Below are 22,551 nucleotides of genomic sequence, written 5' to 3'. Positions count from 1 at the left end.
CGCGATGATGAATACGCTCAAACGAATCGATCCGCGCCGGCCGTTCACGGTGACGGCACACGGACTCAAGCGCATCACGCTCGGCGCAATTGGCGTGACGGCTGCCGGCGGCAGTGCGTCGTTAGCTGATGCGCGTCATGCCGCGCATCGCGAGCAGCCGAAGCCGCGCCGTACGACGGCCACGCCGCACCATGTGCTGCTGGTAGCGGCGCACGCGGATCGCGGCGCGCTCGATGAACATGCGCGGCAAACGCTCGCCGCCGCGGCGCTGATCGCGGACTTGCAAACCGAAGTCGCGCTGCTGGTGTTCGGCGAATTTACCGGCGATGCCGCCGCGCTCGGCGCCGACAAACTGATCGAATTGCCGATGTTTCATCGCCGCACGTACGCGCCGGACGATGAGCTGAATGCGCTGGCGGCCTGCGTCGCCGCATACGCGCCGGCCCATGTCTTCCTGCCCGACAACGCGACCGGCGACGGCGACCTGGGCCGCCGTTATGCGTCGGTGGCCGATGCGAGCGTCGCGACGCACGTCGTCGAGATCGATGCGGCGCACGTGTCCACCTATATCCGCGCGAATACGGCGCTAGCCAGCCGCGCGCTGCCCGAAGTCGTGCTGCTCGCGCCGAATGCGGTCGACCCGAAGCTGCCGTTCGTCGGCGCGGGCGAACGGGTCGCGTGGCGCTTCGACCGGGAAGCGGATCGCCCGCTCGTGCAACGCGCAATACGCGATCTCGGCATCGACGAAATCGACGCAGCGCAGGTCGCGTTGGAAGAAGCGGACTTCATCGTATCTGCGGGCAATGGCGTGAGCGACGTAGCCGCGTTCGAGCGGCTCGCGACGACCCTCGGCGCGGCGATCGGCGCGAGCCGGGTCGCCGTCGACGACGGCAAGTTCACGCGCGACAAGCAGATCGGCGCGACCGGCAAGACCGTCGAGGCGAGCGTGTATATCGCGTTCGGTATCTCCGGCGCTGTGCAGCATCTGCAGGGCATCAAGGATTGCCGCCATGTGATCGCGGTGAACCTCGACGCGAGCGCGCCGATCGCCAAGCGCGCGAATCTGACCGTGATCGCGGACGCGCAGGAAACCATCGCGGCGCTCAACGAAGCGGCGGCCGCGGCGCGCGGCGCGCGTGCGACGTCGGCCGCACTGCTGCAGCCGGGCAAGCTTGCCGAAGGAGTGCTCGCATGAAGATCGCCGTATTGGTTTCAATCGGACGTCATCCGGTTAGCGGCGTCGCGCGCTACAGCCGCAACGATGCGGCGGCGTTGACGCTGGCGCTGTCGCTCGCGAGAACGCACGGCGCGACGCTCGACGTGCTGCATGCGGGCGATCCGTCGAACGCCGCACTGAACGAATATCTGGCGCTCGGCGCGCGTTCGGTCGAAGTGCTGGAGATGCCACCCGACGCCGATCCGGCGCCGCAACTCGCCGCGCGTTTGCGTGGCTATGAACTGGTTCTCACCGGCACGCGCGCCGAAGGCGGCTTCGATAGCGGCATGCTGCCGTATCGCGTCGCGCATGCGCTGGCGGTACCGCTCGTCGGCGCCGCCGTGGATCTGGCTGTGCGCGACGGTTGTGCGCAAGTCCGGCAGTTCATGCCGAAGGGCCTGCGACGGCGCGTCGAAGTGCGACTGCCCGCGTTGATCGCCGTGCATCCGCTCGCGAACGCCGCGACCTCGTACGCGTATGCGCGGCTGCGCGAAGGCAGGATCGAGCGCACCGCCGCGGTCGGCGGCGCCGCGCCGCAGCGCACCACTCCCGAACAGTCCGCGTGGACGATCGGCCCCGCCTCGAAACCGGTGCGACTCGCCGCCGCCGAAAAGCGCTCGGGCCACGCCCGCATGCTGTCGGCGACGACGACCGAGAGCCGCGGCGGCAGCGTCGTAATTGAAGGGAGTTCCGTCGAAAAAGCACAAGTGATCCTCGCGTATTTGCGCGAGCATCAACTGGTGGATTACTGAATTCCGGCTCGGGCCAGCATGCGACCAGGAGGGCCTGGCGCGGCGCCAGACGTGACACGCAACGGAGCACACAATGAAAGTTTCCGCAGACGTTCGCGCAATGATCGAACGCCGCAAGCAGAATTACACGCTGGAAGCGCCGTTCTATACGAGCGAGGAAATATTCGCGCTCGATCTCGACGCGATTTTCCGCCAGCACTGGATTCAGGTCGCGGTCGAGCCCGACGTGCCCGAGCCGGGCGACTATGTGACGGTCGAGATCGGCAACGACTCGATCCTGATCGTGCGCGACGACGACATGCAGGTGCGCGCGTTTCATAACGTCTGCCGCCATCGCGGCGCGCGTCTGTGCAATACCGGCAAGGGCTCGCTCGGCAATATCGTCTGTCCGTATCACAGCTGGACGTATAGCCTCAATGGCGACCTGATGTTCGCCGAGCACATGGGCGAACAGTTCGACCGCTGCAAACATAGCCTGAAGGCGGTGCATGTCGAAAATCTCGCGGGGCTGATTTTCATCTGTCTCGCCGAGCAGCCGCCCGCCGATTTTTCAGTGATGCGCGCCGCGATGGAGCCGTATCTGTTGCCGCACGATCTGGCCGGCTGCAAGATCGCCGCGTCGATCGACATCATCGAGGAGGGCAACTGGAAGCTGACGATGGAGAACAATCGCGAGTGCTATCACTGCGTCGCGAACCATCCGGAGCTGACCATCTCGCTGTACGAATACGGTTTCGGTTATCAGCGCACGCCGGCGAACGAAGAGGGCATGGCCGCGTTCGAGGCGACGGTCGCGCGCCGCACCGCGCAGTGGGAGGCGATGCAGTTGCCATCGGCGGAAATCGAGCGGCTCGCCGATCTGGTCACCGGGTTTCGCACGCAACGTCTGCCGCTCGATCGCGACGGCGAATCGCAGACGCTCGACGCGAAGGTCGCCTCGAAGAAACTGCTCGGCGGTTTCAAGGAGGCCGACCTCGGCGGCCTGTCGTTCTGGACCCAGCCGAATTCGTGGCATCACTTCATGAGCGACCATATCGTCAGTTTCTCGGTGATTCCGCTGTCGGCCGGCAAGACGCTGGTGCGCACCAAATGGCTCGTGCACAAGGACGCGCGCGAAGGCATCGATTACGACGTCGACAATCTGACCGCCGTGTGGCGAGCGACCAACGACCAGGATCGCGCGCTCGTCGAATATTCGCAGCGCGGCGCGACGAGCAGCGCGTATGAGCCGGGTCCGTATTCGCCGTTCACCGAAGGACTCGTCGAAAAGTTCTGCGAATGGTATATCGGCCGTCTCGCGGATTACGACGCGAACCCGCGAGCAGCGCACGACGAGAAAGTCGTGTCGTTCGCGCGCTGAGTGCAACACCGCAATGACGAGCGGGGGGACAACCATGATGCGCGATCAGGCCATGTTTCAAGCGGATATCGAGCAGACTTCACAGAATCCAGCGGGCGCGTTGAGCCGTGTGACGCAGCCGCGCTTCTGGGACGCGCTGCCGGCGCGCTGGAGCAGTGATTCCGACGACACGCTGGAGTGCTGCCAGGTCCGCAGCGAAACGCACGACGTGAAGAGCTTCTTCTTCCGCGCGCCATCCGGCCGCGCGTTCGTGTTCGAGCCGGGGCAATTCATCACGCTGGAGCTGGAGATCGACGGCGAGCGGATCAATCGCTGCTATACGATCTCGTCGCCGCCCACGCGACCGCATACGATTTCGATCACCGTCAAGCGCGTGCCGGGCGGCCCGGTGTCCAACTGGCTGCACGACCATCTGCATGCGGGCATGCAGGTACGCGTGCTGGGGCCTGCCGGCGAATTCACCTGCGCGCGGCATCCGGCGCGCAAGTTCCTGTTTTTGTCGGCGGGCTCGGGCATCACGCCGCTGATGTCGATGAGCCGTACGCATCATGAACTCGGCGAGGACAGCGATATCGTCTTCGTGCATAGCGCGCGCACGCCGGACGACATCATCTTCGCGCGCGAACTCGATCTGATCGCCGCAAATCAGGCGCATTTCCGCACCGCGTTCGTCTGCGAGCGCGTGGGCGCGCGCACCAATTGGCCCGGCATCACCGGCTTTCTGACGCTGCCGCTGCTGAAACTGATTGCGCCGGATTTTCTGGAGCGCGAAATCTTCACCTGCGGCCCCGCGCCTTATATGCAGGCGGTGCGCAAGCTGCTCGACGAAGGGGGCTTCGATCGCCGGCACTATCACGAGGAAAGCTTCTCGTTCGAGACCGTCAGCGAGGTGGCCGCGCCATTGGCCGAAGCGCATGCCGCCGACGAGCTGCGCGATGCGCCGGCGCCAGTCGAAACCGAAGCGCGCTACAAGGTGAGCTTTGCGCGCAGTCATCGCGAGATCGAGTGCGGCGCTGGCCAGCACGTGCTCGAAGCGGCGAAGCAGGCGGGCGTGCGGCTGCCGGCGTCGTGCACGCAAGGCATGTGCGGCACCTGCAAGGTCAAGCTCGTGTCGGGCGAAGTGGCGATGAAGCACGCGGGCGGTATCCGTCAGCGCGAGATCGATCAGGGCATGGTGCTGCTGTGCTGTAGCAAGCCGCTGAGCGATCTCGTCGTCGACAAGTAATACGACTGATAACACCACAAGAAACAGCAAACACTGCGCGGATGTGCGTGGAAGTCGCATGCGGACAACTGCATGTCGCAAAACAACACTACCTGGCAATTCTGGCTGGCGATTCTAAATGCGCGATCTGCGGTTCGATGGCAAACGCGTCAATTGGCAAATGTATCAACGGGAGAACGTCGATGAGACTGATCGGAAAGATAGTGGTGGCAAGCGCGTTGGGGGTGATGCTGGCGGCGGTCAGTGCGGGCGTGTCGGCCGATTCGAAGCCGACCATCAAGATCGGTTACGTGGAGGGCTGGGACGATAGCGTTGCGACGTCGAACGTGGCCGCCGAGGTGATCCAAAAACGCCTCGGTTATCAGGTGCAACTGGTGCCGGTGGCGGCCGGTGTGATGTGGCAAGGCGTGGCGCGCGGCGATCTCGACGCGACGCTGTCCGCGTGGCTGCCAGTCACGCACGGCGCGTACTGGAACAACTTCAAGGACAAGGTGGTCGACCTCGGGGCGAACTTCAACGACGCGAAGATCGGGCTGATCGTGCCGGACAACGTGGACGTGAAGAGCGTCGGCGATCTGCAGGCGAAGAAGGCGGAATTCGGCGCGCGCATCGTCGGCATCGACGCTGGAGCTGGCGTGATGCAGAAAACCAGCGAGGCGATCAAGGCGTACGGACTCGACTATCAGCTGATGCCGAGTTCCGGCAGCGCGATGACCGCCGAACTGGCGCGCTCGGAGGCGGCCAGCAAGCCGATTATCGTGACCGGCTGGAAGCCGCACTGGATGTTCGCGAAGTACAAGCTGAAATTCCTCGACGATCCGAAGAAGGTGTTCGGTGAAGCGGAGCACGTCGATACGGTGGTGAATCCCGAGCTCGAGAAAAAAGCGCCGACGGTGGTCGCGTTCTTGAAGAAGTTCCAATGGAAGCCGGGCGAGATCGACACGGTGATGCTGGCCACGCAGAATGGTGAAAAGCCGACTGCGGCGGCCGACGCGTGGATCAGCGCGCATTCGGACCGCGTGGATAGCTGGGTGAAGTAAGTCGGCAAGCGCCGGCTCAGCCTGATGAAAACGCCGCTTTTCAGCGGCGTTTTTCTGTTTACCGCAGCACGACGGTGCGCTCGCCGTTGATGAACACGCGCCGCTCGACGAACGCCTTCACCGCGCGCGCGAGCGTGATGCATTCGACGTCGCGTCCGGTCGTCAGCAGCCGTTCGGGGCTGTACGAATGATCGACCGGTTCGACTCCCTGCTCGATGATCGGACCTTCGTCGAGATCGTCGGTGACGAAATGGGCGGTGGCGCCGATCACCTTGACGCCGCGCGCATGGGCCTGATGATACGGTTTCGCCCCCTTGAACCCCGGCAGGAACGAATGATGGATATTGATCGCGCGACCGGCGAGCGCGCGGCTCGTTTCGGCGGACAGGATCTGCATGTAGCGCGCGAGAATCAGCAGCTCGGCGCCGGACGAGTCGAACAGCTCGAGCAGTTGCGTTTCCTGTTGCGGCTTCGTGTCGGCGGTGATCGGCAGATGATGGAACGGCAGGCCGTGCTGCCGCGCGAGCGGTTCGAGATCGCGATGATTCGAGCCGATGCCGACGATGTCCATTTTCAGCTCGCCCATGCGCCAGCGAAACAGCAGATCGGCGAGGCAGTGTTCGAGCTTCGACACCATGATCATGACCTTCGGCCGGACCGACAGATCGTGGATCGCCCACGTCATCCGGAAGCGTTCGGCGATCGGCGCGAATTCCTGCTTCAGCGTGGCGATCTGCAACGCGTCGTCGCGATCGACGTGGTGAAACACACAGCGCACGAAAAAGCGCTCGCTGAGTTCGTCGTCGAAAACGGTGAGTTCGTCGACATAGCAACGATGCCGTTCGAGAAAGCCGGCGACGGCGGCAACCTGGCCCGCCGCGCTCGGACACGCGACGGTGAGGACCCTTTGAGCAGGACGGGAAATGGCGGACATGAGCTCTCCACATTGACGATCAGGCGCGGCCGCGGGGCGCGGCGCGCATCGTCGCAGTAGAGCAAATCGGGCGATCGCGGGGATAGAAGCTAACCGCCGTTGCGCTGGAATGGGAACGCCAGGAGGATCTGCCGCGCTAGTCCGCGGGGTCCGCCGCGAGCCTTCGCTTCAGCGTATCGATCAATGCGCGCACTTTCGCCGGCGGGTGACTCGTCGGCGGAAACACGGCCTGGATGCTCGCCGGCGCGGTTGCCCATTCGGGCAGCAGCCGGATCAGCCGTCCCGCCGCGACGTCGTCCGCGATCGAAAAATCCGTCAGCAGACCGATGCCGCCGCCCGCGAGCGTCGCCGCGCGGCAGGCATCGGCCGTGTTGACACGCAGAGCGGACTCACAGCGCACGCTCGCGGTTCTACCGTCGGCGTGGCGCAGATCGAGCGTCAACGGATGCGGCAGCACCGACAACGCGCAATAGGGCAGGGTCTCCAAAGCGGCCGGCGTATTCGGCACGCCCCACGTGTGCAGGAACTCGGGACTCGCGACGAGCCACTTGACGAAGCTGCCGAGCTTCACCGCGCGATAGTTCGAATCCGCGAGACGACCAAGCCGGATCGCGACGTCGATGCCATCGGCAATCAGATCGACGTAGCGGTCACTGCTCAGCAGCTCCACGTCGAGCTGTGCGTGGGTGCGGCGCAATTCGACCAGCGCGGGCGTGACGACGAGCGCGCCGTAGTCGTTCGGCGCACTGACGCGCAGCGTGCCGCGCACCGGCGAGGTTTCTCCGCCGAGCGCGTTCAACGCGTCCTCGGTGGCGCGCAGTATCTTCACGCTCGCCTCGTAGAACGTGCGGCCCGCCTCGGTGACGCCGAGCCGCCGCGTGGTGCGCACCAGCAGGCTCGCGCCGACCTCCGCCTCGAGTCGCTGCATGTGCGTGCTGACCATCGTCTTCGCGAGTCCGAGCCGCGTCGCGGCGGCGCTCAGCGAGCCCGCCTCGATGACCGCGACGAAGATCGCGAGGCGGTTCAGGTTCACGTTGCGCACATCGGCCATGATCGATTGTCCATTCTCGCTTGACTGTGTTTCCCGGATTATCGGGCTTCCGCGCGGTAGTGCCTACGCCCTATGCTGGGCGTGTCATTCAACCTGTCCGGAGACCTCCATGTCCGCCACCCGACCCGCCCAGCCTATCAAGCTGTATACGACACGGCTGTCAGGCCACGGTCATCGCGTGAAGCTGTTTCTGTCGCTGCTCGATCTGCCGTTCGAGGTGATCGAGCTGGACATGAAGGCGGGCGAGAACCGCAAGCCCGAGTACCTCGCGCTGAACCCGTTCGGTCAGGTGCCGACGATTCAGGACGGCGAGCTGACGCTGTTCGACTCGAACGCGATTCTCGTTTATCTGGCGAAGCGCTATGGCGACGCGTCGTGGCTGCCCAACGATCCAATCGGCGCCGCAGCGGTGCAGCGCTGGCTGTCGCTCGCGGCAGGCCAGATCGCATACGGGCCGTGCGCGGCGCGGCTCGTTACCGTATTCGGCGCGCCGCTCGACCACGAGCGTGCTAAGCAGATCGCCGTCAAGCTGTTCGACGTGATCGACGCGGAGCTTGCCGGCAAGCCGTTCGTGGCTGGCGCGCACGTCACGATCGCCGATATCGCCGCGCACACGTATATCGCTCACGCACCCGAAGGCGGCGTGTCGTTGCAGCCGTATCCCAATATTCGTGCGTGGCTGGGTCGCGTGGAAGCATTGCCGCGTTTCATCGCGATGCCGTCGACGAAGGCGGGTTTGCTGGCGGCGTGATACGCGTTCAGAGCCGCTTCAGATCTTGCAAGGGAGTCAGATCATGTCCGAGTTCGTTCCGCTCAATAACTGGGGAGCCGACGTGTCGCCGTTTCATGCCGGCGAGCAGGATGCGCAGCAGCGCGCGGGTGTGCGCGACGTGGCGGAGTCGATGGGGCGTCGGGGCATTCGCCGTTTCATGCCGGAGCAGCATCGCGAGTTCTTTGCCGCGCAGCCGTTGCTCGTGATCGGCGGCGTCGATGCGAGCGGTCAGCCGTGGGCGACGCTACGCGCGAGTTCGCCGGGCTTCGTCACGTCACCCGACGCGCGCACGCTGCGCATCGAAGGCGGCGCATTGGCTGGCGATCCGCTCGCCGCGGCGTGCCGCGAAGGGGCGCAGCTCGGCGCGCTGGGTATCGAACCGCGCACGCGGCGCCGCAATCGGGTGAATGGCGTCGTACGGTCCGTGCAGGGCGACGCGTTGCAGCTCGAAGTCATGCAGAGTTTCGGCAATTGCCCGAAGTACATCCAGAGCCGTACGCCGTCTTTCATCGAGCGGGACCCGGCCGCGACGGGCGTGCAGCCCGAGATCTCCACCCGCCTGGACAGTGCCGACCGCGAATTGCTCGCGAGCGCGGACACGTTCTTTATCGCTAGTGCGAATCTGAGCGAGGAAGCGGGGGTGGGGAAGGGTGTAGACGTTTCGCATCGCGGCGGCGCACCGGGCTTCGTGCGCGTGGACGACGCAAATACGCTGACCACGCCCGACTACAGCGGCAACCGCTTCTTCAACACGATCGGCAACCTCGTGCACGATCCGCGCGCGGGCCTGCTGTTCATCGACTTCGCAACCGGCGATCTGCTTTATCTGGCGGTGCGAGCGGAGATCGTCTGGGACGGCGACGAACTCGCGGCATTTGCGGGCGCGCAGCGGCTCGTGCGGTTCCATGTGGACGAAGTCCGGCGCAGCCGCGGCGCGTTGCCGTTCCAATGGTCGCAGGTCGAATTCGCGCCGCAGTTTTTGCCAAAGGTTCGAGAAAGCGCCTGAGCCGATGCGAACGCGCGTGCGTTAGCCTGGTGCGGCCGCCGTTTTAGTGTGCATTTCGGCCGAGCCGGTAAGACACGCCGAGTCTGGTGGCCAGTTGCCATACATAGACCCGCGAGTAAGAGATGCCGAACTGACGGCTTATCAGCTCGCGCATGCGCGCATTGCTCCAGCCATCGGAGTCGAAGCCATAGTCGCGCGGCGAGGCCCTCAGCGCCTCGGCCAACCAGTCCAGATCCGCCACCGCGAGTGCGGAATGGCGCCCGCCGACGCTCATGTTTCTGAGCGCGTCGAGCCCGCCTTGCTCCAATAGCTTGCGGTATCGCTCGACGGTCGTCTTTGCCATTCCCATCTGTTTCGCGACCTCGGCCGCAGCGATGCCGTCGAGCAGTTTCTTGCCCGCCGTGAGACGTCGTGCGACGGTCGGTAAATCGTCATTCGGTCGATGCATTGAAGAACTCCGCCGTTGGGTCGCTGACCGGACTGCAATCGGTTGCTGGTGTAGACAGAGAAGAGGGCACGCCCACTTACAGATAATCGAAAAGTCGCCCGCTGTGTCTAAAAGAATAAAAAATCAATCGCGTCTTTCCTCTGATAGAAAACGACGTAATCGTCGAGTAAGACGTCCGCACTATCTTTTTCTTTCTACAACCGTAAAGATCTTCCTTGCGATTGAATTTCACGTTTGCTAACCTGATTGAACTGATTTAAAGAAAAGATCAATCTGGCTGGGCTCGCGCCGATAGCCGCCAAATACCGCCAAGCCGCACAGAGCTTGGCGTCTGGGGCTTGATAGTGGGCGCGGCAGGTCGGAAGACAGAATCGTTTGAATGCGTGGATTTCTGTTTTGCGAATGCAATTCGAATGCATTTTTCGATGCAGGGTCGCATTCGCTTGAAATCTGCGAAAAATGGGTTCTGAAGATTGAAAACCGTTTCGCGGCGCTTTTCCAGGCGGACTATAGGAAAACGGGACATTCGCGCAGAGTATCGCTGTGAATCCCGACTCCGGTAACCATCTGCTTAATTTGACTGCGTCGCTCAATACCCGGAAATACTTTCCCCCGGGCACTTTCTGACTCGATACGCATAAAACGATCAAAGGTGACAGCAGCGCTCTCATCGGTGCCATTGGGCACTGCAAGCAGGTGGTAAGGAGAATGACATGAACACTGATAGGACCCGCGATATTGCCGCGATGCTATTGCGTGCCGCCAGGCGCAAGAGACTCGTGTCTTATCAGGAACTGCACGCTCTTTTCGGTCGCGACGAACCGTTGCAAAGCCGTTATCGCGCGTTGGCGGACGCGGCGCGCTCGCTGAGCGATTGCGCGTCGCTCGACTACGGCTGCCTGATGAGCCTTGATAACGGCCTGCCGGGGGATGACTTCTTTAATCGTTTCAGGCACGACAGGCCGGGTGAATACGAAAAGGTGATGGGCTTCGGATCGGCGGGACGCTCGACGACCAAGAAACGACTGATTGCGGATGCCGAGCGTCTACGGGTGTTCGAACATGCATCGAAGACCGAGGCAAACGGCAACGCGGCGAACGCGTTGTGTCCGTGCGCCGCGTCGAAATGTACGTAGCGCATGCGCAGTCTTCTGGCGCGAGGAGACGCTCGCCGGGCGGGAGAAAATGCGAAACGTCTCTGAGCCACAAGCCAATAGACAACGATAAAAAATCCGCTTGAGCTGCGATAGCGGTATTCGCGGTAGCTTGAAAGCTTATTCCTCAAGGGCACAAAGAAAGATTTAGCAATTGTCTAATTGCGGCATATCGCGCGCATGGAAGCACCCGATCCGAGTGGAGGGTCGTAATTCGTGAAGGATCTGATTGAGTGCGCGGAAAGTTGACATTGAATTGTCGAGCCAGCTTTGTTGACGATCACTGAATCGTCCAGCATCCGGGCGTCGATTGCGGTACGACGGAGACTCGCGCTTTGGACAGCTCGCTATCGTGATTGGGCATCGTCGGTGTCCCGTGGTGGCGGTCTTCGACAAATATGGAATTTGACATAATATAAATTATCAATATTTTTGACGTAGGTCCCAAATAGAAATGTCGGGTTTCCGCTAAATAGAAATGTCGTGTTCTGGGTAGTTTGACTGCCGGACATCCGCTCAGGGAGCCGGCGATGAACGCGACTCGGACGATCACGATGACGATGCGCGAGATCGATCGGCTGAAGGTCATCCAGGCCGTGACCGAGGCCCGGCTCAAGCCGGGCCAGGCCGCCGAACGTCTGGGGTTGAGCGTGCGCCAGATCGAACGGCTGGTGCTGCGTTACGACGCGGCCGGCGTGGCCGGGCTGGTGTCAGGCAAGCGTGGGCGTGCGGGCAACCACCAGCTGCCTGCTGGCAAGGCGCAGCGGGCGCTGGCGCTGATCCGCGAACGCTACGCGGATTTCGGGCCGACCCTGGCGCGCGAGAAGCTGCGGGAATGTCATGGCATCGAACTGGCGGTCGAAACGGTGCGCACGCTGATGATTGCCGCGGGACTGTGGGTGCCGCGCAGGGATCGGCCGCCGAAGGTGTACCAGCCGCGTAACCGCCGCGCGTGCCTCGGTGAACTGATCCAGATCGACGGCAGCGATCACCGCTGGTTCGAGGACCGGGCGCCCGCCTGCACGCTGCTGGTCTTCATCGACGACGCGACCGGACGGCTGATGACGCTGCACTTCACGGCGACGGAGTCGACCTTCAGCTATTTCGAGGCACTGTCGAAGTATCTGGGCGCGCACGGCAAGCCGGTGGCGTTCTACAGCGACAAGGCCAGCGTCTTCTACGTGAAGCAACGCTCGGAGACGGCGGGCAAAGGCGTCACCCAGTTTAGCCGGGCGCTGTATGAGCTCAATATCGACGCATTCTGTGCCAACACGAGCCAGGCCAAGGGACGCGTGGAACGCGCGAACCAGACGTTGCAGGACCGGCTGGTCAAGGAGCTGAGGCTGCGCGGCATCAGCACGCGGGACGCCGCGAATGCGTATGCGCCCTCCTTCATCGCCGACTTCAACCGGCGGTTCGGCAAGCCACCCAGGAGCGACTACGATGCACACCGGCCGCTGCGCGACGACGAGGATCTGCGGCAGATCCTGGCCTACCGTGTCCCGCACAGGATCTCGAATGCACTGACGGTGCAGTACGACCGGGTGCTGTACCTGCTCGATGACACGCCCGTCAGCCGGGCGCTTACGCATGAATATGTCGAGGTCGTCGAGTATCCCGATGGCGTGATCGAGGTGCAGGCCCGCGGCGCGGTACTGCCGTACCGGCAATATGACCGCATCACCCATATCGATCAGGGCGCGGAGATTGAGAACAAGCGCCTCGCGGGCGCACTGGAAGTCGCCCGCCGCGTTCAGGCCATCCGCGACGATCGCCGGGCAGCGGGGTCCCCATCGCGCACGCACTGCGGCGAGCAGGTCCAGGCAAAGAAGGCGCTGATCGGGCTGAAGAAGCAGCGCGCAATCGAGGTCGCCGACCTTAATCAGGCGATTCTCGAAGTCAGCTCAAAATGAGGGATGGACAGGGGGCGGCTTCGCCGCCCCGCCCCAAAACCTTGAAAAAAGACAGGAAACAGCGAGAAAAACCCGACATTTCTATTTAGCTGGCACCACGACGTTTGAACTTGACGGGGACATTTGATGCGGTGCAATCGTACAATCGGAAAATTACGCGGCGGCTCCGCTAGACCGGCTCGCGCGGGACTTCAAGGCAGCCTTTCCCGACATGCGCGGATTCTCCTCGCGCAACCTAAAGTACATGCGAGCCCTGGCGCAAGCCTTTTCCGCAGCCGGAATCTGTGCAACAGCCCGTTGCACAATTACCGTGGTCGCATGTCGTCATGCTGCTCGACAAGCTGGACGGCGGCGCATGCGCGTGCCGGCAGCGCCGTCACGAATTTCGCCGACCGGCTGCCCCCCCAGCAATCCGATCTCGCGCGCGACGCCCTCAAGGATCCCTATATCTTTGACTTCCTCGGCTTGACCGAGAACGCCCAGGAGCGCGACATCGAGCGTGCACTCACGCAGCACATCACGCGGTTTCTCCTCGAACCGGGTACCGGCTGGAGGTCGGCGGTGACGAGTTTTTCATCGACCTGCTTTTCTATCATCTGAAGCTGCGCTGCTATGTCGTCGTCTAACTGAAAACGACGCCGTTCAGGCCCGAGTACGCAGGCCAGCTCAACTTCTACCTTTCCGCGATCGACGCACAGGTCAAGGCTCCGGAAGACCAGCCGACCATTGGACTGCTACTGTGCAAGGAGAAGAACCGGCTCGTTGCGGAATATGCGCTGCGCGGCGTTGCCAAGCCGATGGGTGTCGCCGAATATCAGCTTTTGCGCCATGTGCCTGAATCGCTGGAAAGCGGGCTGCCATCCATCGACCAGATCGAGGCGGAACGCCGACCGGACTTGCCGACGCACACGGCCACTGAGCCACACGCGCGATTGGACGATTGCGCGATACATGGTGCCTGCGATGACGCCCTTGTCTGCCGGGACTTGTACGCACCCGAGCTTTTTCGAGCCGCTGCTGCGCATCCATCCGCCCCGGGGCTATTGAGTATGTTCGGGCGCACGAGACGCAGTCTCCTGCCCTACGTCGCCCATCTAACCGCGCTGCACGTCGCGCCAGACTGTCGCTTCGCTTGAGCAATCAGTTCCTTGAACACCTCGATCCCGGCATCCGTGAACCGGTTACCGTGACCAACTACTCAGCGAGGACGTCCAGATCGCGGATGATCCCGAGGCACCCGTCCTCTGACTCCAGATTCATCCAGATTCATATTCGCCAGTTCGTCAAGCCAGTCCCTCCGACTCTCCGAGCATCGCGTCGCCTGACCAGACAGCCGCGCAACCAGCGCAAAGATTCGGCGTTGAAACAGCGCCGTCCGTCACGTCTCAACCAGCTCAAGCCCCTTTTCGGCACACCATTGCATCAACACGCTTTCGTCAGCATCGGCCGCCAAAGAATACCAACGCTCGGGAACGGCTTCACGCTCGAGCAAACCTTTGAAACGCGCACAGGCCCCCTGCCGCCGGAAGAATCCCTCGACCTGCTCGTAACGCGCAGGCAACTCCTGCGCGACAAAGCGCAGCGCGTGATGTCCTCCGAGATCAAACTCGTTCTTATGCGGTATCGCAAGATAAGTATCTGAAGTTTCAAGATTGTCGGGGAGCTCCTCGTCGAACGCGTCACTGGAATCGGAAGTCCACCAGATCACGCCCGTATCGAGCGAGACATACGCGTTATGCTCCATTGGACCTCCGTAACTGACGAAGTCAAAGGCCATCGCAAGATCGTCGTGTATGACTGCGACCATAGCTCTGCCCCGCTAGCGTTGCCACGTTCGAGCGGCCGGGCTGGAATACCGTTTCCGAGCCAACGTTCGGGGCCCATTCCGCAGCGTCGGCGTTGCAATTCAAAGCTCTTCGCTCGGATCAGCGATATCGAGCCGGAAATACCGTCCTTCCATGCTCATGAGCATTCGCCCAAGCTCGTTCCACGAGACCTTCTTGCCGTCGATCACCACAAGCGGCAGGTATCCTGCCTGCGACTCGTCCCGTCCGATACGCCCACGGACCGTGCTGTCGATAATCCGGCGTTCATGAATAGCGATGCGCCTCACCGACAGCGCGCGACTTACCATGTTAGGTCCCCAACACCTGGCGCCCGGCTTCCACAGCGTTTCCCCGGAAAGTATTCCATCCAGTGCCAACTATCCTTAGCTCAATTCGATGTTTTACCTTCTCCGTCCATGCGGTTTAGATTCGCAGCACAGTGCGACTTCCCCCTTCACACGGCGAAAGCCTGGACAACGAATCGACTACGACATGAACCGCGAGACAACCCGCTCCATCGCTCCGATCAAACGCGCCGCTGCCGCGCTTGCCGTCGCCCTCGGCGTATTGACAGGATTCAACGCCGTAGCCCACGCCCAAGGTGATGCCGATGTACCTTCGCTCAAAGGCAAGCGCATAGGTATTACGGCGGTGGGCACGGACCACTACTGGGATCTGAAAGCCTATCAAGGCGCCATCGACGAGGTGAAGCGTCTGGGCGGCACGCCGATCGCGCTTGACGCGGGCCGTAACGACAATCGCCAGATCGCGCAGATACAGACGCTCATCGCGCAGAAGCCCGACGCCATCATCGAGCAGCTCGGTACCGCGACCGTGCTGGAGCCGTGGTTGCAAAAAATCCGCCAGGCCAGCATCCCGCTGTTCACCATCGATACGGCGTCCCCGTCGAGCCTCAACGCCACCACATCGGACAATTTTTTCATCGGCGAACAACTGGCGCTCAAACTCGTCAACGACATCCATGGCGAAGGCAACATACTCGTATTCAACGGCTTCTACGGCGTGCCCGTGTGCGCGATCCGTTACGACCAGTTGAAGGCCGTGCTCAAGTATTACCCGAAGGTGCACATCATCGAGCCTGAATTGCGCGATGTGATTCCCAACACCGTGCAGAGCGCCTATGCGCAGGTGAGCCAGTTGCTCACGAAATACCCCAAGGGGCAAATCTCGGCGATCTGGGCCGCGTGGGACGTGCCGCAGGTGGGGGCGACCCAGGCCGTCGATGCAGCGCATCGCAGCGAGATTCGCACCTATGCCGTCGACGGCAGTCCGGACGTGGTGTCGCTAGTCAAGGATCCGAAGTCGAGCGCTGCCGCCGTGGTGGCGCAGCAGCCCGCGCTGATCGGCAAGACCGCCGTCGACAATGTCGCGCGCTATCTCGGTGGCGAGCGCAATCTGCCGCCCTACACTTACGTCCCGTCGATTCTCGTGACCAAGGACAACGCTGCCGAAGTGCAGAAGACGCTCGGTCAGTCCGCACAGTCCGGCCAGTTCGCCTCGAAATGAGTGAGCCGCTCAACGGCAAGCGGGCCGCAGCCGTTGCGCCCGCACTCGAACTGCGCGCTCTCTCGAAGCAGTACGGCGGCGTGCAGGCGCTGCGTGGCGCATCGTTGAGCGCCGCGCGGGGCACGGTGCATGGACTGATTGGCCAGAACGGCGCAGGAAAATCCACGCTCATCAAGATTCTCGCGGGGCTCGAGCGAGCGGACGCGGGCGAGATTAAGGTCGATGGCGTTGAGATTGGCGCGGGAGTGCGCAGCGAGATTGCCTTCATTCACCAGGAGCGTCTGCTCTCACCGACATTCACGGTGGCCGAAGCGCTCGCGCTCGGTGACGAGCCAGTAGCCGTGCCCGGCGTGCGCCGTCTGCGCGCCCTGCTGCCGCTCGATTTGCGCCGCATGCGCCGCCGCGCGAACGAGGCGCTGGCCGTGCATTTCGACATCGCGTTGCCACCGGAGCGTCTGATCGGCGAATTGAGCGTCGCAGAGCAGCAGATCGTACAGATCACGCGCGCGCTCATGCGCACGCCGCGCATCCTCGTGTTCGATGAGCCGACCGCCGCGCTCGTGAGTAGCGAGGTCGAGCGCCTGTTGCAGACCATTGATCGCCTCCGTGCACGCGGACTCACGATCCTCTATGTCTCGCACTATCTGAACGAGATCGCCTCGCTGTGCGACCAGGTGACGGTGTTGCGCGATGGCGTCGATGTGGCGCACGTCGATGCGCGCGACACGCCCCTCGACGTGCTTGTCTCGGCGATGATCGGCACACAGCCTGCGGCGCGTTCGCGCCGTGAAACCGCATCGCCTCGGGAGGTCGTGCTTGAAGCACGCGATCTCTGCGCCACGGGACGCTTCGGGCCGTTGTCCTTCGCGCTAAGGCGGGGCGAAGTGCTGGGCGTAACGGGGCTGGTCGGCTCGGGCGGCAAGCCGCTGGTGCGCAGCCTGTTCGGCCTGGAGCGCGGAGTCCGTGGCGAATTGCGTGTGCGCGGCAAGCCCGTGCGCTTGCGCCGACCGGCCGACGCAGTGCGCCAGGGCATCGCTTTCGTGCCTGAGGATCGACGCCGCCAGGGCGTCGCGACTGCACTGTCCGTGCGCGACAACCTTTCACTGCCGAGCCTCGCGCGCTTCAGCCGCTTTGGCGTCTTGAATACGCGCCGCGAGACCGCGTCAGCATGTGCACTGATCGACACGCTCGGCGTGCGCACGCCTGGCCCGCACGCGCCTGTGCGCCATCTCTCGGGCGGTAACCAGCAGAAGGTCGCGCTCGGCAAGTGGCTCGGCCGCAAGACAGTCGACGGCGCGGCTATCTATATCCTCGACGAGCCGACAGTCGGTGTGGACGTCGGCGCGAAAGCGGACATTTATCGCCTCATCGATGCCCTCGTGGCTGAAGGCGCGGCCGTGCTGATTTTCTCCAGCGACCTGCACGAACTGCTCGATGTGACCGACCGCGTACTCGTGCTTGCGCGTGGCGCGATCGTCCAGAACGTGCCCTCGCACGCTGCCAATACCCAGGACCTGCTCGCGTGGGCCACGCTCGCGCGGTCGCGCGAAGAAAGCGCACCGAAACAGGAGAATGCAGCATGATCGGCAAGGTGATCGAGCGCCTGGATGCGCTGCGGGGCAACGACGATCTTGCCGGAGATCGCGCCGGTTCGGCGACGCCCCAGCCAGACGCCCCTCGCGCGCAATTCTGGCTGCGCGGCGGCGCCGTGCTGGCCTTCGCACTGGTGTTCGCGGTTTTCGCGGCGACCTCCCCGCTCTTTCTCACGCTCGCCAATCTCGCCAATATCGTGCAGCAGTCGGCCGTGCTCGGCGTGCTCGGGTTCGGTCTGACCGCAGTGCTGATCGGCGGCGGCGCGGACTCGATCAAGGGTGGACTGGATCTGTCGATCGCCGCGAACATGGGTCTATGCGCGGCTGCTCATGCGGTGGCACTGCGTGCGGGTGTGTCGAGCGCGGGCGCGGTCGGCCTCGCGCTCGCGGCAGGCGTGACGATCGGCGCGCTCAACGCCTTCGCGGTGCTCGGCCTGCGCATCCTGCCGCTGCTTGCCACGCTCACGACGATGAACCTTTGCGCGGGCCTCGAGCTCGTGCTCACGCAGAACACCTCGGTGCCGGCTACTTCCCCGCTGCTCGCCTTCCTGATCGGTGAAGGCGCATCAGGTATCCCGCATCTTGCGACAGCGTTGCTCGCCGTCGCCGTGCTCGTCACTCTGCTGGTGCACTACACGCCATTTGGGCTGCGCCTGCGCGCGTGCGGGGAAGACGCCCAGGCAGCCCGCGCGGCGGGATTGAATGTGCGCGCTTATGCGGCCGCAAGCTACATTCTCGGCGGCTTCGCGGCGGCGCTCGCCGCGCTGGCGTCGTCGGCGCTCCTGAGCGGCAGTTCGCCGGGCGCGAGCGAAAACCTGCTCGCCGTCGTGGCAGCGGCGCTGCTCGGGGTGGTTTTCTCGCGCCGCATGCTGCCGACGATGCCGGGCACGCTACTGGCCGTGCTCTTCCTCGGCGTCGTCAGCAACGGGTTTCAGCTCGACAACGTCTCCAGTTACTGGGTCAACGGCGTGGAAGGAGCGCTGATTCTGTTCGTCGTCTCCACCACGGCGCTGCTGCGTCGCCGTCACCTCGGAACGCATGCTCATGACTGATCGGCTCGTGCACATCCAGCGCTTTTCGCTGCCGGGCGCGCTGGTCGCCGTCAGCCTATTCTTCGCGGTGTGCTCGCCAGGTTTTGCGCAGCCCCGCAATCTAGGCAATGTGCTGCTCAACGATTTCGCGCTGCTGGCGATTGCTGCGCTCGGCATGACCCTTGCGCTATCGATCGGCGCCGTCGACCTGTCGCTTGGCACGGCTATCGACGTGAGCAGCCTCGTTTTCGTCCTTTTGAGCGCACATCACGTGGGGGTACCGCTGGCCGCCCTCGCCGTGCTCGGCGCAGCGCTGCTGGTGGGCGCGTTCAACGGCATGCTGGTGGCGGCCCTCGGCATCGCACCATTTCTGGCGACGCTCGGCACGCTCTTCATCGGGCAGACTCTGCAGCAGCTTGCGACCGATGGCGGTCAGCCCGTCTACCTGCTCGGCCTCCCGTTGCCGCCGCTGTTCGGCGCGCTGGCGCACGGCACGTGCGCCGGCGTACCGGTGCCCTTGTGGATCGTGGCGGCGCTCGCGCTAGTCGTACACGTGTCGCTCGCGCATTCGGTGTTCGGCCGCTACAGTGCCGCACTCGGCACGCAACCGGGCGTCGCTCGTTATTCCGGCCTGCCGGTTGCGATCATTGTCGTCGCAACTTTCGTGGCGGGCGCGCTGGTCTATGGCGTGGTGGGCCTGCTGCTGTCATCGATGGTGAAAGCCTATGTGCCGCAAGCTGGCAACGGCTACCTGCTCAACGCGATCGGCGCGACCTTCATCGGCACAACGCTGTCGCGCGCGCGGCGACCCAATGTGCCCGGCACGCTACTCGGCGTGCTGCTGCTGAGCCTCGTGGCAAACGGGCTGTTGCTGATCGGCTGGAACTTCTACTGGCAGCAGGTCGCCACGGGCGTGCTGATCTTCGCGGTGCTGGCGTTCAGCTTCGCATCGCGGAGCGAGCAACAGGCCTAGTATTCGGCGGACGAATCAGGAGTTTGGTATGGCCGAGCCCACGCAGCCATGTTTGATTCATAGGTGTTTGATCACACTGCCCGTCAGCATGCGTAGCTCGTCGAACTGCGTGGCGAGTTCGAGGCACACGATAAAGGCCAGCATCGCTGATGGTCCCGGGTAACGCTCCATCCATCGCAGCGCCGGAGTGGCGCAGCGCACGCGAATCGCGTCTCGCGTCATCAGATAGGTGATTCCGACTCCCACGAGCGCGCCCGCCAGCAAGTCGGTCGGGTAATGAAAGCCAAGATAGGCACGCGGCAGGCAAATGACCAGCACCACATAGAGAATCGCCAGCACGCCGATGCCCCGCCACACGAGGAAGATGCCAGTGGCGACCGCCATCCATAACATCGCGTGGTCGCTTGGGAAGGAACTCCAATTCGACAGCTGTGCGTCCTCGATGACGTGACCTGCAAAGTGCAGATGCAGTTCGCCGCTAAAAACAGGGCGCGCTCTGAACGGTAACCAGTGAGCCAGCAATCTTCCGACGAGGAGCGCCAGGAGACCGCTGAAAAGCGTTGTGAGCACCATTTCTCGCCGCCATTCTCGACGCTCATCTGGCTGAAACCACATCCACCACAGCAACGGTATGAGTACGAGCCCTTTGAAGGTGTAGAGGTCGGCAATGACCTCTATGGTTTTGGCCGCGAGATAACCGAAGTGGAGGGAGGATAGATATGTCTCGATAGACGAATCGAAGCTATTCATAGTCTTGTAAGAAAATCGGACAAAGCCAATTTCCGATGCGACTAGCTCGTATCGGGCTCTGTCGTCGGCAAAGCCTTGAACCAAAGACGTTGCAACCGACGACGATAAGCAATAACGACAGCCTCCTCGATGCGCCCCGTCGACCGATGCATTGTCTAGTCCGTCTAACTCTCGTGCGTCATGGTCGTCTGCGGTCGATATTTGAACTCAACGGGGACGCAGTTCATAGAGCCGATGTTCAGGTAACGTCGCAACGAGTTGCCATCCATCAAGCGTCTCGGGTAAGCGCCGGTACGGGTCAAGTACCGCAAGATAGACCGTCGTGAACCGGCTTGTAAGGTCAGGAAAACGATCCAGCAGCTCAGTGGACCACGCGCGTAACATGTCGCCATTTGCCAGGACATTCGGTTTTCGGGTAGAGCTGTCGTCCTGGAACTCCCTCAATGCTACGTTCTCGCTCCGGTAAAGCACGGGTTGCTGGCCCGCTTTGAGATACAAATCGGGCACGAGAACGCCATTCACTGTTGCGAGCGCCACCACCTTGTCCAAATATGGGTTCCAGCGGTAGGGGTCCTTCCATGGAGAGCGGTCGGCGGTGTCCTGCTTGTACTGGAACAAGACGGAACCAGCCTTCAAGGACGCGAACGTGGTGCGGTAAGTCTGAATGACAGGACTGCCGACCTGCCAATCCTCAGTCACGGTCACGATCCGGAAAACAAAGACAAGCGTGAGAGCGAGTGCGCCGACTCCCTGGAGACGTGGCGCCACCGAATGTCGTACGCCAACCAGCGCAGTCAGCAAAAACGCGAAGCTGATCGCGCATCGCTCTATCACACCGTACGAAGCAAACGCGTCAAACGGTGCGAGCAGGACTACCAGCGGAAGCGAAAAGACGGTTATCCGGAACTCTGGCTGGCACGTCCACCATTTCAGAACCAGACCAATGACCACGAACAGGCTCAGACCAGCCACGATAGCCACATCGCCTGCACGATTGCCCACTGAAAAGACATCGATGCAAAGAGCGAGCTTCGAAAGTACGTGGGTAACGCCGAAATGGGTTGACCCATGAAGGCCGCCGGTGCTGCTGTGGATCAACAGTGCAAGGGGGAGCAGCAACGGAACCAGGCTCGCGGCCGCGTGACGAGCCAGTGAATGAATCGAGACCTTCCCCTCTCGAAGAAGACAACCAAGTTCCCACGTGCCGACAACCAGAGCGAAAACGGCAAGCGGAAACAGATGGCAAAAATAAATGACAAGGGCACTGAAGCACGAAACCAGTACCCGCGCGACGGTGGCCCGGCGCAACGCCACGTGCGCAGCGATCGCCCAAAAGGAAATCCCGAGACCAAACAGAAAGTTATCGTAGCCGCGTATGAGTATCCAGTTATAGAGCAGCAGGAAGCTGATAAACGGTAACCACGACCAACGGCCATTGGCAACACGGCTCAACACGAGGCAACCCGACGTCAATAGCGCGAGTTCGACGAGGGTAAACAGCCAGGCAGCCCATTCTACGGGTATCAGTTTCGTGAACCACGGTAGGGCGAGGTCCATGGCAAGGTCGGGCACGGCTTCCCACCGAACGACAAAATTTCTTGCATACGATGCCGGATGAGAAAGGATATCGAGCCGGACGATATTGTAAAAGTGTTGCCCAAGAGGAGGATACGGCGTGACGAAGAATGGCATCGACGCAACCACGGCCGCAATCAGCCACACACTCCACAGACGCAAAGGAGAAATGCCAGTGTTCATCGGGCTTCTGATAGTCATCAAAAACCTCGGAAGGTTGATCTGGAACCCTCCACGCAAGGTATTCTCGATTTGTTGGGTTATACGAAATGCACATTGCTTACGGAAGATGTCGCGTAGCTAAACCCGTGGCCGGCTTTCGATCGCATCGTGCTATATGTCATTTTTTTGACGAGTATACGCGCGCCACTGTAACCATTTGTTCGTCACCTCACACAAAGCTCAA

19 protein-coding genes and 2 pseudogenes are annotated in these 22,551 nt (G+C 62.5%); 14 read left to right on the top strand and 7 right to left on the bottom strand.

Annotated features, from left to right (window positions below; translation table 11 throughout):
• The first annotated feature begins 7 nt into the window (after positions 1 to 7).
• The 5 genes from ACLFKU_RS26765 to ACLFKU_RS26745 all read left to right on the top strand — a co-directional run bounded on the left by ACLFKU_RS26765 (position 8) and on the right by ACLFKU_RS26745 (position 5,593).
• Entirely contained in the window at positions 8 to 1,195 is a 1,188-nt protein-coding gene (locus ACLFKU_RS26765) for an electron transfer flavoprotein subunit alpha/FixB family protein (RefSeq protein WP_410851120.1), read from the top strand.
• Positions 1,192 to 1,968, top strand: a complete 777-nt coding sequence (locus ACLFKU_RS26760; protein ID WP_410851096.1) for an electron transfer flavoprotein subunit beta/FixA family protein — start codon at positions 1,192 to 1,194, stop codon at positions 1,966 to 1,968. The genes ACLFKU_RS26765 and ACLFKU_RS26760 overlap by 4 nt, the downstream gene beginning before the upstream one ends.
• Before the next feature lie 73 nt (positions 1,969 to 2,041).
• On the top strand, positions 2,042 to 3,328 hold the full coding sequence (locus ACLFKU_RS26755) for an aromatic ring-hydroxylating oxygenase subunit alpha (protein WP_410851095.1): 1,287 nt from the start codon (positions 2,042 to 2,044) through the stop codon (positions 3,326 to 3,328).
• A 34-nt stretch (positions 3,329 to 3,362) separates the two neighbouring features.
• The gene (locus tag ACLFKU_RS26750; RefSeq protein ID WP_410851094.1) at positions 3,363 to 4,553 is read left to right on the top strand and encodes a 2Fe-2S iron-sulfur cluster-binding protein; all 1,191 of its coding nucleotides are present in this window, start codon (positions 3,363 to 3,365) and stop codon (positions 4,551 to 4,553) included.
• A gap of 182 nt (positions 4,554 to 4,735) precedes the next feature.
• Complete coding sequence (locus ACLFKU_RS26745) at positions 4,736 to 5,593, top strand: glycine betaine ABC transporter substrate-binding protein (protein ID WP_368583560.1); 858 nt, start codon at positions 4,736 to 4,738, stop codon at positions 5,591 to 5,593.
• A gap of 58 nt (positions 5,594 to 5,651) precedes the next feature.
• Here the strand turns inward: ACLFKU_RS26745 and purU are convergent, their stop codons facing one another.
• Positions 5,652 to 6,527 carry a formyltetrahydrofolate deformylase gene (purU, locus tag ACLFKU_RS26740; RefSeq protein WP_410851093.1) on the bottom strand — a complete coding sequence of 292 codons (876 nt, stop codon included), beginning with the start codon at positions 6,525 to 6,527 and terminating at the stop codon, positions 5,652 to 5,654.
• 136 nt (positions 6,528 to 6,663) lie between these two features.
• Positions 6,664 to 7,578, bottom strand: coding sequence for a LysR family transcriptional regulator (locus tag ACLFKU_RS26735; RefSeq protein ID WP_410851092.1), 915 nt, complete (start codon positions 7,576 to 7,578; stop codon positions 6,664 to 6,666).
• Between the two features lie 109 nt (positions 7,579 to 7,687).
• On the opposite strand from ACLFKU_RS26735, the gene ACLFKU_RS26730 reads away from it, so the two are divergent.
• Both ACLFKU_RS26730 and ACLFKU_RS26725 read left to right on the top strand, forming a co-directional pair.
• Complete coding sequence (locus ACLFKU_RS26730; protein ID WP_410851091.1) at positions 7,688 to 8,329, top strand: glutathione S-transferase family protein; 642 nt, start codon at positions 7,688 to 7,690, stop codon at positions 8,327 to 8,329.
• A gap of 43 nt (positions 8,330 to 8,372) precedes the next feature.
• A pseudogene (locus tag ACLFKU_RS26725) lies at positions 8,373 to 9,329 on the top strand (pyridoxamine 5'-phosphate oxidase family protein); the annotation flags it as partial.
• Between the two features lie 70 nt (positions 9,330 to 9,399).
• On the opposite strand, the gene ACLFKU_RS26720 reads toward ACLFKU_RS26725, so the two are convergent.
• The gene (locus tag ACLFKU_RS26720; protein WP_176105912.1) at positions 9,400 to 9,804 is read right to left on the bottom strand and encodes a helix-turn-helix domain-containing protein; all 405 of its coding nucleotides are present in this window, start codon (positions 9,802 to 9,804) and stop codon (positions 9,400 to 9,402) included.
• A 713-nt stretch (positions 9,805 to 10,517) separates the two neighbouring features.
• On the opposite strand from ACLFKU_RS26720, the gene ACLFKU_RS26715 reads away from it, so the two are divergent.
• From ACLFKU_RS26715 to ACLFKU_RS26705, 3 genes and pseudogenes are all read left to right on the top strand, one after another.
• Positions 10,518 to 10,940 carry a hypothetical protein gene (locus tag ACLFKU_RS26715; protein ID WP_368583564.1) on the top strand — a complete coding sequence of 141 codons (423 nt, stop codon included), beginning with the start codon at positions 10,518 to 10,520 and terminating at the stop codon, positions 10,938 to 10,940.
• 548 nt (positions 10,941 to 11,488) lie between these two features.
• On the top strand, positions 11,489 to 12,871 hold the full coding sequence (locus ACLFKU_RS26710) for an ISNCY family transposase (RefSeq protein WP_410851090.1): 1,383 nt from the start codon (positions 11,489 to 11,491) through the stop codon (positions 12,869 to 12,871).
• A 148-nt stretch (positions 12,872 to 13,019) separates the two neighbouring features.
• Positions 13,020 to 13,770, top strand: a pseudogene (locus ACLFKU_RS26705) (PDDEXK nuclease domain-containing protein); the annotation flags it as partial.
• A gap of 479 nt (positions 13,771 to 14,249) precedes the next feature.
• On the opposite strand, the gene ACLFKU_RS26700 reads toward ACLFKU_RS26705, so the two are convergent.
• Both ACLFKU_RS26700 and ACLFKU_RS26695 read right to left on the bottom strand, forming a co-directional pair.
• Positions 14,250 to 14,615 (bottom strand): hypothetical protein, encoded by a 366-nt coding sequence (locus ACLFKU_RS26700; RefSeq protein WP_410851089.1) that lies wholly within the window; start codon positions 14,613 to 14,615, stop codon positions 14,250 to 14,252.
• A 162-nt stretch (positions 14,616 to 14,777) separates the two neighbouring features.
• Positions 14,778 to 15,005: a hypothetical protein gene (locus ACLFKU_RS26695; protein WP_410851088.1), complete on the bottom strand. Its 228-nt coding sequence runs from the start codon at positions 15,003 to 15,005 to the stop codon at positions 14,778 to 14,780.
• A gap of 184 nt (positions 15,006 to 15,189) precedes the next feature.
• Between ACLFKU_RS26695 and ACLFKU_RS26690 the strand changes: the two genes are divergently transcribed.
• Genes ACLFKU_RS26690 through ACLFKU_RS26675 form a run of 4 tightly spaced genes read left to right on the top strand, consistent with a single transcriptional unit; the run spans position 15,190 to position 19,820 of the window.
• On the top strand, positions 15,190 to 16,224 hold the full coding sequence (locus ACLFKU_RS26690; protein WP_410851087.1) for a sugar ABC transporter substrate-binding protein: 1,035 nt from the start codon (positions 15,190 to 15,192) through the stop codon (positions 16,222 to 16,224).
• Complete coding sequence (locus tag ACLFKU_RS26685; protein WP_410851086.1) at positions 16,221 to 17,807, top strand: sugar ABC transporter ATP-binding protein; 1,587 nt, start codon at positions 16,221 to 16,223, stop codon at positions 17,805 to 17,807. Before ACLFKU_RS26690 ends, ACLFKU_RS26685 begins: the two co-directional genes overlap by 4 nt.
• Positions 17,804 to 18,868 carry an ABC transporter permease gene (locus ACLFKU_RS26680; protein WP_410851085.1) on the top strand — a complete coding sequence of 355 codons (1,065 nt, stop codon included), beginning with the start codon at positions 17,804 to 17,806 and terminating at the stop codon, positions 18,866 to 18,868. The genes ACLFKU_RS26685 and ACLFKU_RS26680 overlap by 4 nt, the downstream gene beginning before the upstream one ends.
• Positions 18,861 to 19,820, top strand: a complete 960-nt coding sequence (locus tag ACLFKU_RS26675) for an ABC transporter permease (RefSeq protein ID WP_410851084.1) — start codon at positions 18,861 to 18,863, stop codon at positions 19,818 to 19,820. The genes ACLFKU_RS26680 and ACLFKU_RS26675 overlap by 8 nt, the downstream gene beginning before the upstream one ends.
• A 57-nt stretch (positions 19,821 to 19,877) precedes the next feature.
• On the opposite strand, the gene ACLFKU_RS26670 is transcribed toward ACLFKU_RS26675, so the two are convergent.
• Both ACLFKU_RS26670 and ACLFKU_RS26665 read right to left on the bottom strand, forming a co-directional pair.
• A complete protein-coding gene (locus ACLFKU_RS26670; protein ID WP_410851083.1) occupies positions 19,878 to 20,570 on the bottom strand; it encodes a phosphatase PAP2 family protein in 693 nt (230 codons plus the stop codon).
• A 207-nt stretch (positions 20,571 to 20,777) separates the two neighbouring features.
• Complete coding sequence (locus tag ACLFKU_RS26665) at positions 20,778 to 22,346, bottom strand: hypothetical protein (protein WP_410851082.1); 1,569 nt, start codon at positions 22,344 to 22,346, stop codon at positions 20,778 to 20,780.
• Between the last annotated feature and the right edge of the window lie 205 nt (positions 22,347 to 22,551).

It is taken from the genome of Paraburkholderia sp. EG304 (genome assembly GCF_046543485.1).
In the GTDB taxonomy this organism is placed as follows: Bacteria; Pseudomonadota; Gammaproteobacteria; order Burkholderiales; family Burkholderiaceae; genus Paraburkholderia; species Paraburkholderia youngii.
This window is presented reverse-complemented; position numbering and strand designations above follow the sequence as displayed.